The 16,340-nt window shown below is 37.6% G+C and carries 14 protein-coding genes; 3 read left to right on the top strand and 11 right to left on the bottom strand.

Going from position 1 to position 16,340, the window contains the following annotated elements; translation table 11 throughout:
• Positions 1-51: 51 nt before the first annotated feature.
• The 5 genes from secA to ACEN4L_RS02930 all read right to left on the bottom strand — a co-directional run bounded on the left by secA (position 52) and on the right by ACEN4L_RS02930 (position 6,909).
• Positions 52-2,589 carry a preprotein translocase subunit SecA gene (secA, locus tag ACEN4L_RS02950; protein ID WP_407095860.1) on the bottom strand — a complete coding sequence of 846 codons (2,538 nt, stop codon included), beginning with the start codon at positions 2,587-2,589 and terminating at the stop codon, positions 52-54.
• A gap of 299 nt (positions 2,590-2,888) precedes the next feature.
• Positions 2,889-3,446: a ribosome hibernation-promoting factor, HPF/YfiA family gene (hpf, locus tag ACEN4L_RS02945; RefSeq protein ID WP_407095859.1), complete on the bottom strand. Its 558-nt coding sequence runs from the start codon at positions 3,444-3,446 to the stop codon at positions 2,889-2,891.
• A gap of 276 nt (positions 3,447-3,722) precedes the next feature.
• Positions 3,723-4,421 carry a ComF family protein gene (locus tag ACEN4L_RS02940; protein ID WP_407095858.1) on the bottom strand — a complete coding sequence of 233 codons (699 nt, stop codon included), beginning with the start codon at positions 4,419-4,421 and terminating at the stop codon, positions 3,723-3,725.
• On the bottom strand, positions 4,418-5,764 hold the full coding sequence (locus tag ACEN4L_RS02935) for a DEAD/DEAH box helicase (protein ID WP_407095857.1): 1,347 nt from the start codon (positions 5,762-5,764) through the stop codon (positions 4,418-4,420). Before ACEN4L_RS02935 ends, ACEN4L_RS02940 begins: the two co-directional genes overlap by 4 nt.
• Before the next feature lie 131 nt (positions 5,765-5,895).
• The gene (locus tag ACEN4L_RS02930) at positions 5,896-6,909 is read right to left on the bottom strand and encodes an LCP family protein (RefSeq protein ID WP_407095856.1); all 1,014 of its coding nucleotides are present in this window, start codon (positions 6,907-6,909) and stop codon (positions 5,896-5,898) included.
• 265 nt (positions 6,910-7,174) lie between these two features.
• On the opposite strand from ACEN4L_RS02930, the gene ACEN4L_RS02925 reads away from it, so the two are divergent.
• A complete protein-coding gene (locus ACEN4L_RS02925) occupies positions 7,175-8,254 on the top strand; it encodes a glycosyltransferase family 4 protein (protein ID WP_407095940.1) in 1,080 nt (359 codons plus the stop codon).
• A 92-nt stretch (positions 8,255-8,346) separates the two neighbouring features.
• On the opposite strand, the gene ACEN4L_RS02920 is transcribed toward ACEN4L_RS02925, so the two are convergent.
• Both ACEN4L_RS02920 and ACEN4L_RS02915 read right to left on the bottom strand, forming a co-directional pair.
• Complete coding sequence (locus ACEN4L_RS02920) at positions 8,347-9,408, bottom strand: LCP family protein (RefSeq protein ID WP_407095855.1); 1,062 nt, start codon at positions 9,406-9,408, stop codon at positions 8,347-8,349.
• Positions 9,409-9,864: 456 nt separating this feature from the next.
• A complete protein-coding gene (locus tag ACEN4L_RS02915; RefSeq protein ID WP_407095854.1) occupies positions 9,865-10,506 on the bottom strand; it encodes a YigZ family protein in 642 nt (213 codons plus the stop codon).
• 257 nt (positions 10,507-10,763) lie between these two features.
• Here ACEN4L_RS02915 and ACEN4L_RS02910 point away from each other — a divergent pair, with 257 nt between their 5' ends.
• Positions 10,764-11,618: a DegV family protein gene (locus ACEN4L_RS02910; protein ID WP_407095853.1), complete on the top strand. Its 855-nt coding sequence runs from the start codon at positions 10,764-10,766 to the stop codon at positions 11,616-11,618.
• A gap of 157 nt (positions 11,619-11,775) precedes the next feature.
• Positions 11,776-12,654, top strand: coding sequence for a hypothetical protein (locus tag ACEN4L_RS02905; protein WP_407095852.1), 879 nt, complete (start codon positions 11,776-11,778; stop codon positions 12,652-12,654).
• Positions 12,655-12,728: 74 nt separating this feature from the next.
• On the opposite strand, the gene ACEN4L_RS02900 is transcribed toward ACEN4L_RS02905, so the two are convergent.
• The 4 genes from ACEN4L_RS02900 to nadE form a co-directional block, all read right to left on the bottom strand.
• A complete protein-coding gene (locus ACEN4L_RS02900) occupies positions 12,729-13,436 on the bottom strand; it encodes a GntR family transcriptional regulator (RefSeq protein ID WP_407095851.1) in 708 nt (235 codons plus the stop codon).
• Between the two features lie 10 nt (positions 13,437-13,446).
• Complete coding sequence (locus tag ACEN4L_RS02895; RefSeq protein ID WP_407095850.1) at positions 13,447-14,151, bottom strand: glucosamine-6-phosphate deaminase; 705 nt, start codon at positions 14,149-14,151, stop codon at positions 13,447-13,449.
• A gap of 16 nt (positions 14,152-14,167) precedes the next feature.
• Complete coding sequence (gene nagA, locus ACEN4L_RS02890) at positions 14,168-15,307, bottom strand: N-acetylglucosamine-6-phosphate deacetylase (protein ID WP_407095849.1); 1,140 nt, start codon at positions 15,305-15,307, stop codon at positions 14,168-14,170.
• Positions 15,308-15,498: 191 nt separating this feature from the next.
• On the bottom strand, positions 15,499-16,329 hold the full coding sequence (gene nadE, locus ACEN4L_RS02885; RefSeq protein ID WP_407095848.1) for an ammonia-dependent NAD(+) synthetase: 831 nt from the start codon (positions 16,327-16,329) through the stop codon (positions 15,499-15,501).
• Between the last annotated feature and the right edge of the window lie 11 nt (positions 16,330-16,340).

Raw genomic sequence — 16,340 nt, 5'->3', positions numbered from 1 at the left:
TATCGAAGCTCGTATTTTTTTATTTGCTTTATTTCATTTTTAATGAAAAGACTATACATCTTGTCCATGACAATTCTTGAATTTTTTGCCGCTGCCGCATGGGCACGGATCGTTACGGCCAACCTTAGATCCGTCAACATGAACAGCTTGTTTCATCACTTGTTTAGCTTGTTCAGCAGCTTTTTTAGCATTTTCAGCATGAGCTGGCGTTCCAGCACTGACTTGTTCTCGTTTCAAGTTCTGACGAATTTGTGCTTTCATCAAGAAGCGAGTCACATCGTAATCGATAGCTGCAATCATCTCTTCAAATAAATTAAAGGCTTCTGTTTGGTATTCTACTAACGGATTTGATTGCCCATAAGCACGCAAACCGATACCTTGACGCAATTGATCCATCGTATCGATGTGATCTGTCCATTTGCTGTCGACAACACGCAGGATAATGACTTTTTCAAATTCCAGTACTTGCTCAGTACCATTTAGTTGAGTTTCTTTTTCTGCATAGACCGTCTTAGCTAGGTCTAATAAATAGGTTTCGATTTGCTCAGCCGTTTTGCCTTCCATATCGCTCAATGATACATCATCTTGATGAACTAATGCTGAACCGGCAAAATCAACAATATTTTGCAAGTCCCAATCCTTCGTTTCACCTTGAGTATTGGCTTGAACGATTCGATTGATCGTACGTTTGATCATCGGCACGGATACATTCTTCAACGATTCAGTTTCCATGATGACTTCAAGTCTTTGTTTGTAAATGACTTCCCGTTGTTCACGCATCACGTCGTCATATTTCAAGACATTTTTACGTGTATCGTAGTTGTTTCCTTCGACACGTTTTTGTGCCGATTCTACTTGGCGAGAGATCATTTTACTTTGGATAACAGCATCTTCTTCTTGAATCTTTAATTGTTGCAAGACAGCTTGAATCTTTTCAGAACCAAAGCGTCTCATCAAATCATCTTCTAAAGATAAGTAGAATTGACTGACACCCGGATCTCCTTGACGTCCAGCGCGTCCACGCAATTGATTGTCAATACGGCGAGATTCATGTCTTTCGGTACCGATAACACATAATCCGCCTATTTCACGAACTCCAGCCCCCAACTTGATATCTGTCCCACGACCAGCCATATTGGTAGCAATCGTTACAGCACCTTGTTGACCCGCATTGGTAATGATTTCCGCTTCTTTAAAGTGATTTTTTGCATTCAATACAGCATGTGGAATTTTTTCTTGTTTCAGCATTCTAGAAAGCAATTCAGAAGTCTCCACGGCTACAGTACCTACCAAAATCGGCTGGCCTTTAGCATGGCGTTCTTTGATCTCTGCTACAACACTTTTGAATTTGCTTTCCAAAGAAGGATACAACAAGTCCGCACGGTCATCCCGTTGCAATGGTTTGTTCGTCGGAATAGCGACTACATTCATATTATAGATTTCACGGAATTCTTCTTCTTCTGTTTTGGCGGTCCCTGTCATACCAGATAATTTTTTGTACATACGGAAGTAGTTTTGGAAGGTAATATTGGCCATTGTTTTAGATTCTTTTTGAATCTCAACGCCTTCTTTAGCTTCGATTGCTTGATGAAGTCCATCTGAATAACGACGACCTTCCATGATACGTCCAGTAAATTGGTCTACGATTTTTACTTTGCCTTCTTGTACTACATAATCAAAATCATGGTGCATAATGTAATTTGCTCGTAAAGCTTGGTCTAAGTGATGCGTCAACTCTTGGTTTTCAACATCGTATAAATTTTGGACTCTAAACGTTTTTTCGGCTTTTTCCATACCCGTTTCTGTCAAAGCAATCGTTTTTGAAGAAACATCAATCGTGTAATCTTCTTCTTCGGTTAAACCTTTAACAAAAAAGTCTGTACGTGTGTAAAGAGTATTTGATTTTTGTGTTTGTCCAGAAATAATCAATGGTGTTCTGGCTTCATCCACTAAAATCGAGTCAACCTCATCCACTACAGCAAAATTCAATGGACGTTGCACCATTTGTTCTTTGTAAACAACCATGTTGTCACGTAAATAATCAAAGCCCAATTCGTTATTCGTACTGTACATAATATCCGATTGGTAAGCTTCTCGTTTCTCCGCAGAGGATTTATCGTTGGTGTTCAACCCAACCGTTAAACCTAACCATTCGTACAGCTCTCCCATTTCGATCGCATCACGACTAGCCAAATATTCATTGACGGTAACAACATGAACTCCCTCACCACTAAGCGCATTTAAATAAACGGGCATCGTAGCAGTCAGAGTTTTCCCTTCACCAGTTTTCATTTCCGCGATATTTCCTCTGTGCAAGGTGATACCACCCATTAATTGAACATGGAAAGGATACAATCCCAACACTCGTTTTGCAGCTTCTCGAACTACAGCAAATGCTTCTGGCAACATTTCATCCAGAGTTTCACCTTTTTGGTAACGTTCTTGCAATTCTGGCGTTTTTGCTTGCAGCTGCTCATCAGTTAGAGCTGCCATTTGATCAGCAAACGTTTCTATCTGTTTTGCGATTTTATCCAATTCTTTTAATTCTGTTCTATCTGTATCAAAAATTTTGCGTAATAAATTTGCCATTCAATATTTCTCCCCTATATGATCATTCTATCCACTAGTTATTTGCCTATATAATCTGACATATCCTTTTTGTTACACTTCGCCTATTATTCAGTTTACATTCTTTCTAATTCTATCATATATAGAAAGAAATTAAAGCTTTTTTCGATAAAACCAGCTTCCCTCTCCTAAACTTATGGCAGTAATGGACTAAATACTCTATGATTGACCTCAAATCGTAAAAAGAACACAAACGGAGAATGAACTCTTCGCTTGTGTTCTTTTAGTTTAACTCATTTATTAATAGATAGAATCAACGATTATTCTGTTTCAATCAATCCATATTTCCCGTCATTTCTGCGGTAAACAATGCTTGTTCCGTTTGTATCTGCGTCCTCGAAAATAAAGAAGTCGTGTCCAAGCATATCCATTTGCAATACGGCTTCTTCACTGTTCATTGGTTTCAATGATAAGCGTTTTGTGCGCACAATTGGCAACTCTTCTTCGACTTCTTCTGCATCAGCATGCTCGAAGTCAGTTCCAATCAATGGGTCAACAGGTTGAGATACTTGGTCGCGCCCTTTACGGTTTGATTTTGTTTTGTATTTGCGCATTTGTCTTTCCAATTTATCTACAACCAAATCCACACTTCCATATAGATCTGGAGAGGTTTCTTCTGCACGTAATACAATATAAGGTACTGGGATTGTAACCTCTACTTTAGCTGTTTTATCAGAATAAGTTTTTAAGTTTACATGAGCTGTGGCTTCTGGTACATCATTAAAGTATTTTTCAATCTTACTTACTTTTTTCTCAACATAACTGCGAATTGCAGCAGTCACCTCGATGTTTTCTCCACGGACATTGTATCTAATCATAAACAGTCTCCCCTTTCATCTGATACCTTTTTGGTAATTTAATGATTCGTTTAAATAGCAGAACTACTTATATATGAATCCGTCTATCTTCATATATAAGTAGTTCTGATTCTGCTGTTTTAACACCTCTCATCATCAGATACCGCAACACCATGTGGACCACTCACAGGATGTATTGCTTATTGTCATTATAAAAGATAGCGTTTTAATAAGCAAACTTTTCAATTGAAATCTTTCTTTTGTCGTCAAAAGAATTTTGCACGCTTTTAATCCGCTTTAACGTGCGATCGTCAAAGACTGCACGTTAGCCGCCCCATTCAAAAATAAACAGTCTGCTGCATGAAAAAGAGTTCTTCCTGTAGTGTAAACATCGTCGATCAATAATATATTCCGACATTCTATTTCTATCCGTTTACTTGGTTTGATTTCAAATGGTTGCGAGCTGGTCATCCGCTGTTGTCGATTCTTACTAGATTGCTTCTCTCCAATCCCTACATGAACCAAAACTTCATTATATGAAAGGCCTGCAAAATCCAGCAATCCTTTCACTTGATTAAATCCTCTAATATCCATACTTTTCTTGCTGATGGGAATCGGTATGATAACAGACTCTGTATCAGCTCTCTTTTCAACCTTGTACTTTAGCGGTTCCGCAAATACCTTTCCTAAGCGGTAGTCTCCTTTAAATTTATAGGCTTCTATCCACTCTTTCATAAACTCATTGTATTCGTACAATGCTTCATTATGAAAATCATAATGGGGATAAAGATTTTGCCAACGTATACAATCTTTACAGTATTCCTCCCCGTCTTCAGGTCTTCCACACCCCCTGCAAGTTGATTGATCGTCTAAATAGCTTAATTGCTTTTTACATTGTCTGCACAGAGGTTCTGTTTTAATTTTTGTCAGTCCAACAATATCGATCAAACGAATTTTAGGCAACTCTTCACGTCCACACCACAAACAATTGGTCATTTTTGGATCAGTCCTCTCTCCGATGCCCATTTATTCATTTGCCGAATTTGTTTACGCGCTCGTTTCATTTCTTTTGACTGCCCATAATGAAAGAATAACACTTCTCCTTTTGGATAATCTTTGTGCCTTCCAGCTCGACCGGCAATTTGCACCAGTGCAGCTTCTGTAAAAGTTTTGTCTTCTGCACCTAAGACCAATACATCAATATCTCTAAAGGTTACTCCTCTTTCTAAAATAGTGGTAGTCAGTAAAAAATCATATTCTTCTTGCCTCATCTTTAAAACTTTTTCTTTTCTCTCTGGATCCTCTGCGTAAACACTCGTAAAAGAATGTGCTGGAAACAGGATTTGTAAATAAGCATCCAATTGTCCCATCAATGCAATATGAGGCACAAAAATAAGAAATCTCCGTTTTTTCTCTGTCAATCTTTTGACGTGATCCAAGAAAGGTAAGGCTTTTTTATGATCTGCTATCCCTTTTCGCCAATCTCCTGTCCAAATAAACTTTGGCACAGGCAGTGAAAAACCATGATAACGAGCGGGTAAAATCGATGCCGATAATTGTTTTGACCGAATCGCTTTTTGCATTTCCTTACTTGGTGTAGCTGATAAGTAAATCAAGGCTCCCTTTTTCTTACGAGCCTTTTGAGCAGCAAATTGCAAGCTTTTATCGATATGAAATGGAAAAGCATCTATCTCATCAATAATCAGCACATCAAACGCCTCACGGAACCGTATCAGCTGATGCGTTGTCGCAATCACAAGCTGTGTATAAGTATAAGGTTCTTCCATATTTCCATGCAAAACAGCTATTTCTACATGCAAAAAAGCTTGTTGCAATCGAGGCGCTAACTCCAAGCAAACATCTACTCGAGGAGAAGCCACACAGACTCTCTTCTTATCCTTTAATGCATCGGCTATTCCTTGAAATAGCATTTCCGTCTTCCCCGCACCTGCAACCGCCCAAATCAACCGCTCTTCTCCAACTCGTACAGCATTCAAAATCTCTACTGAAGCTTGCTGCTGTTGGGGAGACAACGATCCTGTCCAAGTCAAAATAGGTTCCTCTAGATCATCAAAACTGTTTTCTTCTTGCTGATAGTACAAAACACTGCATTTTTTTACTTTCCCCATTTGCAGACAGCTGACACAATAAAAACAGTCTGTACTACATGGACAAGGCGCACTGATTCTATCTTTCGATTGACTGGCGCCGCATCGATTACAGATGATTTCTTTGGCATTTAACGTAAAGCCTTTTCTCTCTTGAATGTTTTCTGAAGCTTCTATTACAGAAATCAGTTCGTTCCGCAACAATTCTCTTCCAACTAACCACTTTTCCATCACATCACCTCAAAATAATTTACGCAAAAAAAGAACTATTTTTTGAAATACACTAAATAACATAATGCAATTATGAACCATAAAAAACGAGGGAAAAGTGGATAACCATCCACATTTCCCTCGTTTTTTATTTACTCTATTTCAGTATTGCTTTCCTCTATGGATATATCATTATTAGAAGAATTGATTTCCAAGTGTTCTTGCAATACTTGACGAATTTCTTCTAATGTCTCTTCATAAGGGACCCATACATAGACGTCTTGTCCATACGTTGAAAAATAAACTGTATCTGCTTCACCGTCTAATGTCAATGATTCAATGTTTCGTGCTGCCGGCGCATAATTTGTGCCTAAAATCCATATCTCGCGACCAGTTAAATTGGTTTTCAAATTTGGAGCAATCGCATTAAAGATTGTATTAAAGTTTGTCAAACTCGAAATAGAGATCGTTTCATCTACGATAGCTTCTATCACTTGCCGTTGACGCTCTTGTCTCCCCCAGTCGCCACGAGGATCCTGTTTTCGCATTCTAGCATATCCCAGAGCTTCTTCCCCATTTAAGTGCTGATTGCCTTCTTCAATATGGATCGCATCGGCTTTCTCAGTACTATCCTGTACGGTGAATTTTAAAGGAGAATTCACATCAATTCCGCCAACTGCATCTACTAAATCAACCATGCCTTGAAAATTGATTTGAGCGTAATATTGAATCGGTATCTCTAAATACTCTTCAACCGTATCAATGACGTAAGGAATACCTCCATAAGCATAAGTAGCATTTATTTTATCTTCTTCTTGTGTATCGGGTAATTCGATCAATGTATCCCGAGGAATAGATACCAATTTAATGTCCTCACTCGTTGGATTCACAGTAGCCACCATGATCGTATCGGCTCTGCCGATATCCCCAGGTCGCTCATCTACACCTAACAATAAAATAGAAAAGGGTTCTTTATTTTCAATAATGACTTGTTCATTTGCGTCATCTGAAGGAATCGGTTCTCCTTGAATGGAATTAAAAAAATGATTTGCCGACATAAACGCATAAGTAAGATAAATACCTATTCCTAGTATAATGAAAATGAAAACCGAAAGGACAATCCATTTAGTTCGTTTCTTTTTTTTCTTTCTGTCAGTAGAACGCATAATTTTTCTCCTTAAGTTAGATTCATAACCATTACGGCCTATTTTTCAGGTATGCTCGTTACCAAAAAAGCTCTTTCAACTAGTTTATCGGATTATTTCCCTGAATACAATGAAACAAAAGAAAATTTTTATGTTGAATGCCATGAGTTCAATACTGTTCTGACCCGTAATCCTAAAATAAATAAGGTCTGCAATTGTGTTTAACCATTTAAATTTGTATAATAAATGAAGATAACGTTAAGGAAGGATCATTTGAATGTATAATATGTTCCATGTTCTTTTGACTTGTATAGTTGCAGCATTGATATCCATTGTTTTAACGCCTTTTGTAAGGAAATTAGCTATTTCAATCGGAGCTGTTGACCTGCCAAATGAACGAAGAGTAAACACAAGAATCGTACCATCTTTAGGAGGAATTGCTGTCTTCATCTCTTTCTTCCTCTCAATTTTCTTCCTGTTGCCTATTCCCAATCAGGAGACTCTGCCGATTTTTTTAGGGGCCAGTGTCATATTGATCACTGGGATAGTGGATGATTTAAAAGAGTTGAGCCCTAAATTAAAATCGCTAGGTATTCTTATTGCTGGTCTGATCGTTTATTACGTCGGAGACATTCAATTAAATATGATCAACTTGCCTTTTATTGGCGAGCTTCATTTTGGATCCTTCAGTTTACCGGTAACACTGTTTTGGATTTTAGCCATTACAAATGCGGTTAATTTGATTGACGGTTTAGACGGATTAGCCAGCGGAGTGTCCATGATCGCATTGACTACTATGGGAATTATCGGCTATTTCTTTTTAACCGTAGACAGTATGTCAGTACCAATCATGATTTTTGTATTAGTAGGCAGTATTGCTGGTTTTCTTCCCTACAACTTTAATCCTGCTCGAATTTTTTTAGGAGATACCGGAGCCTTATTTCTTGGTTTTATGATTTCCGTCATGTCTCTGCAAGGTTTAAAAAATGCTACTTTGATTACGTTGATTATTCCAATTGTTATTTTAGGCATTCCTATTACAGATACTATTTATGCAATGATCCGCAGAATTCTAAACAAACAATCGATTGCTACAGCAGATAAATTGCATATTCATCATCGCCTAATGACGCTGGGTTTCACTCACAAGCAAACAGTTGTTGCTATCTACTTTTTAGCCGCTATTTTTTCTTTGATTGCACTGCTTTATCCTTTATCCTCTCTGTGGGGTTGGATTTTTCTGACGATTGGTTTAGGATTTGGTCTGGAGCTTTTTGTAGAACTCATCGGCTTGACAGGTAAATCGAATCAGCCTTTGTTAAAACATATTCGCAAATTTGCTCGTGCTTGGAATCGCAAAGAATAGCATTATCACGATACTAAAAAAAGTGAGCTGAAGCATATTCATATGCCTCAACTCACTTTTTTTATAGGTGCAACAATTCTTCATCCTTGCTTTTAATCAGCGTATTCTGCTATTCGATTAGAAGTAAATTCATACCCTTCTGCATCGCGTTCATCTGCAGCTTCTAAATCCAATGCTACACGTAATTTATGACTGATGTAGTCAACACTATCCGGATACAACTCGACCATACTAGCTCCATTAAACGTAAAATCAGTCCATTCGAAAATGTGTGAATCGAACGTGTAACTTCCTTCCAAGCCTGATTGAGCAATATTCAGCATTTCATTAAATCGCAGATCGGTACGCATATTGCTTCCAACAGCTTCGATTGCATCAGAAAGTTTTGGAATCGAACCGATACTCAATGCTTTTTTCACAATCGCTTGAATAATCAATTGTTGACGCTCGCCGCGTTTGACATCATTATCGATTTTTCTAGTACGAGCCAGCGCTAATGCTTGCTCTCCGTTTAAGGTTTGATAGCCCTCTTCTAAATGGATCTGACCCATTTGTCCATCAGAATTTTGTTCTGAGATCGTCACAGGCACATCCATTTCAATTCCGCCTAAAGCATCAATAATTTCTAAGAAGGAATCAAAGTTAAACGTTGCGTAATAATGAACCGGCACATCCAATAAGTTCTCTACTGTTTCAATAACGGCTTTTTCTTGTCCTACTTCATAAGCAGAATTGATCTTATTTCTTCTGTAAAATTCACCATCATTCATAATTTCGGTATACGTATCTCGAGGGATACTCACCATATTAATTTCATGATTTTGAGGGTCTATCGTCAAATAAATCAGGGCATCCGTTCTGGCACTTCCCAAGTTTCGACTTTCAGTGTCATCCACACCCATGATCAGTAAAGAGACAGTATCTTCTATTGGATCGACATCTATTTCACTTTCTCGTTCAATAGAATGATAAGAATCTTCCACAGCGGTTTGAGCTTCAGCAAATAATTTTGCTGCAAAGATAGCTATTACCAATAAAACAGCCATGATAGGAATTAAAATAGCCAAAATAATTTTCTGGCCTTTGGATTTTTTGCGTTTTCCGCTTCTCCTATACTCAGAACGAGTTGAAGAGTCTTTCTGTTTTTTCTTCACTGATTATCACCTTTTCAAATGTATTCTTGAAACTAGTTTATTTGTTGAAATGAGCAGTACTATTGCTTATATCTTAACGTTTTTTCTAGAGCAAACAATCCTTTTTTGATTGGATAAAAAAAATAATGCAGATGCTTTGTTTGAAGTCTTGGTCATTTTATCACAAAATTACAATTTCCAATACTCTTATTGAAAAATTGTAAATGTTTCTTAACAATTGTTCAATAAGAGACCCAATTTCACCTTTTTTTATCATTCAAGAAGTTTTATTGATGTTCAACCCACCTAGAACGATTTTCTACTATGGCAAAATGCTCATTTCTCTGGCTGCTGACATTTAACTAACTGTAATTAACGACTGAAACAAGAACAAAAGGGAGTCTTTGAAACATTTTTCCCCATTGAATATATGTTGAAGAAACACAAAATTTAAGTTACAATTTGCAAATTAATCTATTATTCAGAGGTAATTTTTACTTCACGGTAACTTAACTCACCTTCCTCAAAAGTGACCTGATTGCTCACGCACTCAATCAGGTCTTCATAAAAACGAGCATTCTCCTCTTCTTTTACAAGGCAACTAAATGTTACTTTATCTGTATAAACGATATCTTTTATTGTATAAGATGACTCGCGCAGCAAGTTCTCTACTTTCCCTAATAACGGATACTCGATCGTTGCACGGATCTCAGCTTGGAGCATTCCTTCTACTAGTCCGATTTCCTCTAGTGCTCTACTGACAGAATTTCCATAAGCACGAATCAATCCGCCGGCACCTAGTTTAACGCCTCCAAAATAACGGGTTACTACAGTCGCTACATTCTTCAACTCTTTTTTCTTTAGCACTTCCAACATAGGAATTCCAGCTGTTCCACTAGGCTCTCCGTCATCATGAGCTCGTTGGACTTCGTTCTGATCTCCAATTAAATAAGCTGAACAATTGTGCGTAGCTTTAGCATGCTCTTTTCTTACGGCTTCAATAAAAGCTGTCGCTTCAGTCTCGTCTGCCACTCGTTTTAAATGGCAAATAAACCGAGATTTTTTGATCTCTATTTCAAATTGACCATCTTTTTCAATAGTACGATAGTTTTTCAGCATGATAATTTCCTTTCTTCAGACAGTTTCTATTTTGTTTTTGCCTTTAGTCTACAAGTTTTTTATTGATGACACAAGGCAAGTAAACAGCTTGTGTTTAACTAGTCATGCGAATAAGTACAACTTGTTTATGAAACCAGATTATTTTAAAACAATGTAAACATTTTAGATTCTATTCTGTTTTACACTCTTTCTATGCTATAATTTTCTAATATGTGCTGATATTTCACCACAATAAAATCAGCTTGGGAGGTTTTGAATTGAAAATAGCTGTTGTAACAGATAGTACTGCTTATTTGACTGAAAAGCAGTACCAAGATAACCATATTTATCGATTGCCGCTTTCTGTTGTTGTGAATGGCGAAGCGTTAAAAGAAGAAGTAGATATCACAAGCGAACAATACTTTGACCTTATTCGAGATAGCGAAAAATTACCCACAAGCTCGCAACCGACTATTGGCGATATTGAATCTTTATTTGCTGAACTAGCTAAAGATTATGATGCTGTGATCAGTGTCCACTTATCCAGTAAAATCAGCGGTACGTACCAAAGCATCGCAAGCGTTGGACAATACATGGAGGGCATACAAGTTTATCCCTACGATTCCGGTCTCAGTTGTACTGCTCAAGGGTACTTTGCATTAGAAGCTGTTCGTTTAGTTCGAGAAGGCGCTTCTGTACAAGAAATATTCCATCACTTTGACCACATGCAGCAAAGTTTGAAGGCCTTTTTTGTAGTCGATGATTTGAAGAATTTAGTTCGCGGCGGACGTTTATCAAGTGGTGCTGCATCTATCGGTACCTTATTGAAGATTAAGCCTATCTTGCATTTTGAAGACAAACAAATTGTCGTTTTCGAAAAAATTCGTACACACAAAAAAGCCTTAAAACGTATCGAAGAATTATTAGGCGCTGATGCAGCTAAAGGTTATCCTATCGTTTCTACCATTATACATGCAAACGTTGAGGAGAAAGCTCTTATTTGGAAAGAAAAATTAGAATCTTTGTACCCTGACGTTACATTTCACCTGAGTTATTTTGGTCCCGTTATCGGCACTCATTTAGGTGAAGGTGCATTAGGAATGACATGGGTAGAAGATTTCAGTAAAAATTAATTGTTTTGCATTTCTACTATATAATTAGTTAAGCCATTATTTATTTTTATGAGAGCTTGGGCATTTGTCCAAGCTCTTTTTTTATCATTGAGATTCGCACTCTTTTCAGTCATAATAAAAAAGAAAAAAGACTTACCTATAGGGAGAGGATCAAGTAATGGAGGAGTATGAAGTTTTACAAGCAAAAATGAGTTCTTTACTAAATAAAGAGGCGAATGCAAAAATCAGATTTGAAGAAAATAAAGTACGCTATGAAACGGCTAAATCTATTTTTGCAAAAGAAAGCGATGATGTAGAAAAATTGCAAGAAGAGTCATTGTCTACTTTTTTAAAGCGCTTAGTGGGCAATTATGATAAAAGACTGGATAAAGAGAAACAAGAGCAACTCACGGCTAAAATGGAGCTGGATCTATCACTAGCCTTGGCCCTTGAATCTAGAGAAGCATTAGATGCGGTTCAAACTGCTGTCAACGAAACGTCTTCTCAACTCCAACGATTAAAAGAAACTCTGTATCAAAGTGATCCTCTCTTTCGTGAAAGAATCACTGCAGAAGAAACGAAACGTGCACAACTAAAACAAGAATTGATTGAAATTGAGGAAGCTTTAGCTGCTGGAGAAAGTGTTTTGGATGCAATCGATTTTGCTTTAGACGATTTAGACTCAGCAGACTCTTACTCTACTTGGGATATGTTTACAGATAGCAGTCTATTGTTTGATATGATGAAATACGATAAAATCGATAAAGCTGAAGCTAAAATGAGTCAATTGGAACAACAGTTGGAACATTATTCTAAAGAATTAACAGATTTGTCTATGGATACTTTTTTGAGTTATGAGAAGTTTAGCGGAATGAGCAAAACATTCGATATCTTCTTTGACAATCTATTTTCAGATTGGGATACCAAATCAAAAATTGGACGCAACATCGAACTGCTGGAAAAACTAGGCCGGAATATTGAAGAATTGCAGACAAAACTGAAAAACAATCAAGCGGCTATCCAGAAGCAACTATTCGAATCGGAACAACTTTACTAAACAAAAAGACTGTCTCGCAGTGAGACAGTCTTTTTGTTTATACACACTGCACAAAGCAGTGCATGCTCTGTGTTCTAGTTCTCTAGATAGAATTCAAATCTGTCTGCTACGTATTGAGTTCTTACGTACTCAAACGGTCTATTGTCGTTGCTGTACGTAATTTGTCTCAGCTGCAGTATCGCTTCTCCACGTTTGATATCCAAGTATTCTGAAATTCTTTCTGATGCCAGCATAGCCGAGATCGTTTGTTCAGCTTTACCGATATGGATATCTTTTTCTTCTTCAAGAGTTTTATATAGAGAAGACGTGATCTCTTTTTTCCCTAATGACTCTACTAAATGAAACGGAATAGTCGCTACCTCAAAACAAATCGGAACATCATCTGCAAACCTTACACGCTCCATGCGCAATACAACTGTCTCATTTTCCAAATGTAAGTGTTCTGCTTCACTGACACTGGCAGGTTTAACATGGTATGAGATCGTCTTGCTCGTTGGTTTGCGTCCTTGAGAACGCATAGTTTCCGTAAAACTTTGGATACCAGTCATTTTCTCTTGGACTTTTTGACTGGAAACATAAGTCCCCGAGCCTACTTTCCGCTCTAAAATCCCTTCATCTACAAGTGTCTGAACAGCTTGCCTTAAAGTCATTCGGCTAACTTCAAACGTCTTAGCAAGATCACGTTCTGATGGAATCCGTTCACCAACTTTCCAGTGACCTTCTTCGATCATTTTACGGATCTTATTGTGAATTTGAATATAAATCGGTTTTTCCTTGGTCATTATTTCACTCCTAACGATTCAACAACGACCCAGCTTCTTCGTCTACAATCACAATTACATTTGGATGCTGTTGTAAAACACTGGCTGGAACCTCTTCGGTCACAGGACCTTCGATCATCTGTTGAATAGCTTCTGCTTTATTTTTACCAAATGCCATTAAAATAATTTTTTTAGATTTTAAAATCGATTTTATCCCCATAGAGAAGGCATATCTTGGAACATCTTCTTCGTGGTCAAAGTAAACTTTGTTGGAATCAATAGTAGATTCTACTAAAGCTACTTTACGTGTTTCAGACTCAAAAGATGAACCTGGCTCGTTAAAGCCGATGTGTCCATTTGTGCCAATCCCTAAGATTTGGAGATCAATAGGATTTTCAGCAATAATTTTATTGTAACGCGTATTTTCTTCTGCTTCTTCTGCTAAACCATTTGGAACATAAGTCTTTTTGAATGGTTTTTTAGAGAATAAATGTTTTTCCATAAAGTAACGATAACTTTGCGGATCTTCTGGTGATAACCCCACATATTCATCTAAATTGATAGATGTAATACCTGAAAAGTCCATATCGCTTGAAGTCATGATTTTGTATAAATCTTCAGGGGTGCTTCCAGTTGCTAGACCAAATACTTTTGCCCCATTTTCCATTTCTTGTGTAATCAAATCAAATACTTTTTGGCTACCCTCTTTTTTATCTTTTGCTACAAAAACGTTCATTTTTAACTCGCTCCTTTTATTTTTTATACACGATTTCCCCATAACTAACTGTTTGCAAGACATTGAAATCTTGACTCAACACTACCATATCTGCATCTTTACCTGCAGATAGTATACCTTTTTGTGTCAACCCAAATTCTCTTGCTTGATTGACTGAACTCATTTTTACAGCATCTTCCACACTGCAGCCTGTGAATTCCATAATATTTTTGAATGCATCTTGGAACTCCAAAACACTTCCAGCTAGATTACCAGATTCTAAACGAGCTTGTTTATCTTTTACAATAACTTTTTGCCCGCCCAGCTCACTTTCACCATCCGGCATACCTTTGGCCCTCATGGCGTCTGTGATAATCTCTACGCGATCTGGACCTTTCATCATGTAAGCCATCTTCACCATTTCAGGATGGATGTGGAACCCGTCTGCAATCACTTCTACATACGTATCTTCGTCTAAGAAAGCATGACCTGTTACACCTGGTTCACGATGGTGCAACCCTCGTTGTGCGTTATACAAATGCGTGATATGTCTAGCTTTAGATTGTTTCATTTCTTCTCTAGTCGCGTTTGTGTGACCAGCTGATAAAACAATATCATTCTCTTGGCATATTTTTTCAAATTCACTAGCATCACTAGTTTCTGGAGCATACGTTACAAGACGAACACGCCCTCCACTAATCTCATCCCACTTTTTCATTGTTTCAGCATCAGGAATTCTAATATATTCTTCAGGTTGAGCTCCTTTGAATACAGCGGAAATAAATGGCCCTTCTACATGAATCCCTTGAATCACCGGATTTGTTTCTGCTGCTTCAGCAATCCCTTTTAAAGCAGCTTCAATATTTTCATAAGATTGAGTCATAGTTGTTGGAAAATAAGAAGTGATTCCTTCTTGATACATTTGTTGAATCATCTGATTGATTTTTTCAGGATCCGCATCCATATTATCACTGCCGTATCCTCCGTGACTATGCACATCAATAAATCCAGGTACGATTATTTCCCCGGAAATATCGATTAATTCCTCTTCAGCTTCTTGAGTGAAATCTTCCATTCTACCAACCGCCAAGATTTCTTTGTTGAAACGGACGAAACCGTTATCAATTTTAGTTTCTCCTGTATAAACATTTCCATTGACGAATACTTTATTTGTCATATTATTGTCTCCTTCATTTAAAATACTTCTCTATTATAAATGGTATAGACCGAAAATGCAACGGATGAACTTTTTTTCTTTCACTAACAAAAAAGATTAAGAAAACTAGGCATTTAGCTAGCTTCTTAACCTTCTGTTACTTTTGATTTCGCTTATAATTATCGTCTCACACTATTCTCGACATCGTACGTTTATTCTTTCCAGAATGTATCAAAGACATCTATGGGCATATTGCGTTTGTGGCGTGTTCTATTGAACCAGCCTTCAATAGCAGCGGCTTCCCGTTCAGATACTTCTTTACCTTCTAGGTAGTCATCAATAGCTTCGTAACTCACTCCTAAAGCTACTTCATCCGGAAGGGATGGACGGTCGTCTTCTAAATCTGCTGTAGGTATTTTAGTATACAAGTGTTCAGGACAACCTAATGCAACAAGTAACGCTTTCCCTTGACGTTTGTTTAATCCAAACAGTGGGTTGATGTCTGTTCCGCCATCACCGTATTTGGTGTAAAAACCTGTGACTGATTCAGCTGATTGATCGGTTCCTACAACTACTCCATTGTAAGTTCCAGCAATCGCGTATTGAGCAATCATTCTTTGACGAGCTTTGATATTCCCAATTGTAAAGTCGCTCAATTCAATCGTTTCATCTTTTAAAGCCTCGACTACAGCATCTGTTGCTGGTTTGATATTTACGCGAACCGTTTTATCGGCTTGCATAAATTCAATGGCATCCATGGCATCATGTTCATCTGCTTGCGTTCCATAAGGTAATCGAACAGCTATGAATTGATACAGAGCGTCCCCTGTCTCTTCTCTTATTTCATTAATCGCCAATTGACTTATTTTCCCAGCCAACGTAGAGTCCTGTCCCCCGCTGATTCCTAATACAAGCGTTTTGATAAAAGGATATTTTGTTAAATAGGCTTTTAAAAAATCTACTCGTTGTCGAACTTCTACTTTAGGATCAATGGAAGGCTTTACTTTCATTTCTGCTAGTATTTCATCTCTGATTTCTGACATAACTTGCACCC

Origin of the sequence: Desemzia sp. FAM 23988 (genome assembly GCF_045528365.1) — a bacterium.
Classification (GTDB): domain Bacteria; phylum Bacillota; class Bacilli; order Lactobacillales; family Carnobacteriaceae; genus Desemzia.
The sequence above is the reverse complement of the archived record's forward strand: the minus strand, read 5'-3'. Positions and strand labels throughout refer to the sequence as shown.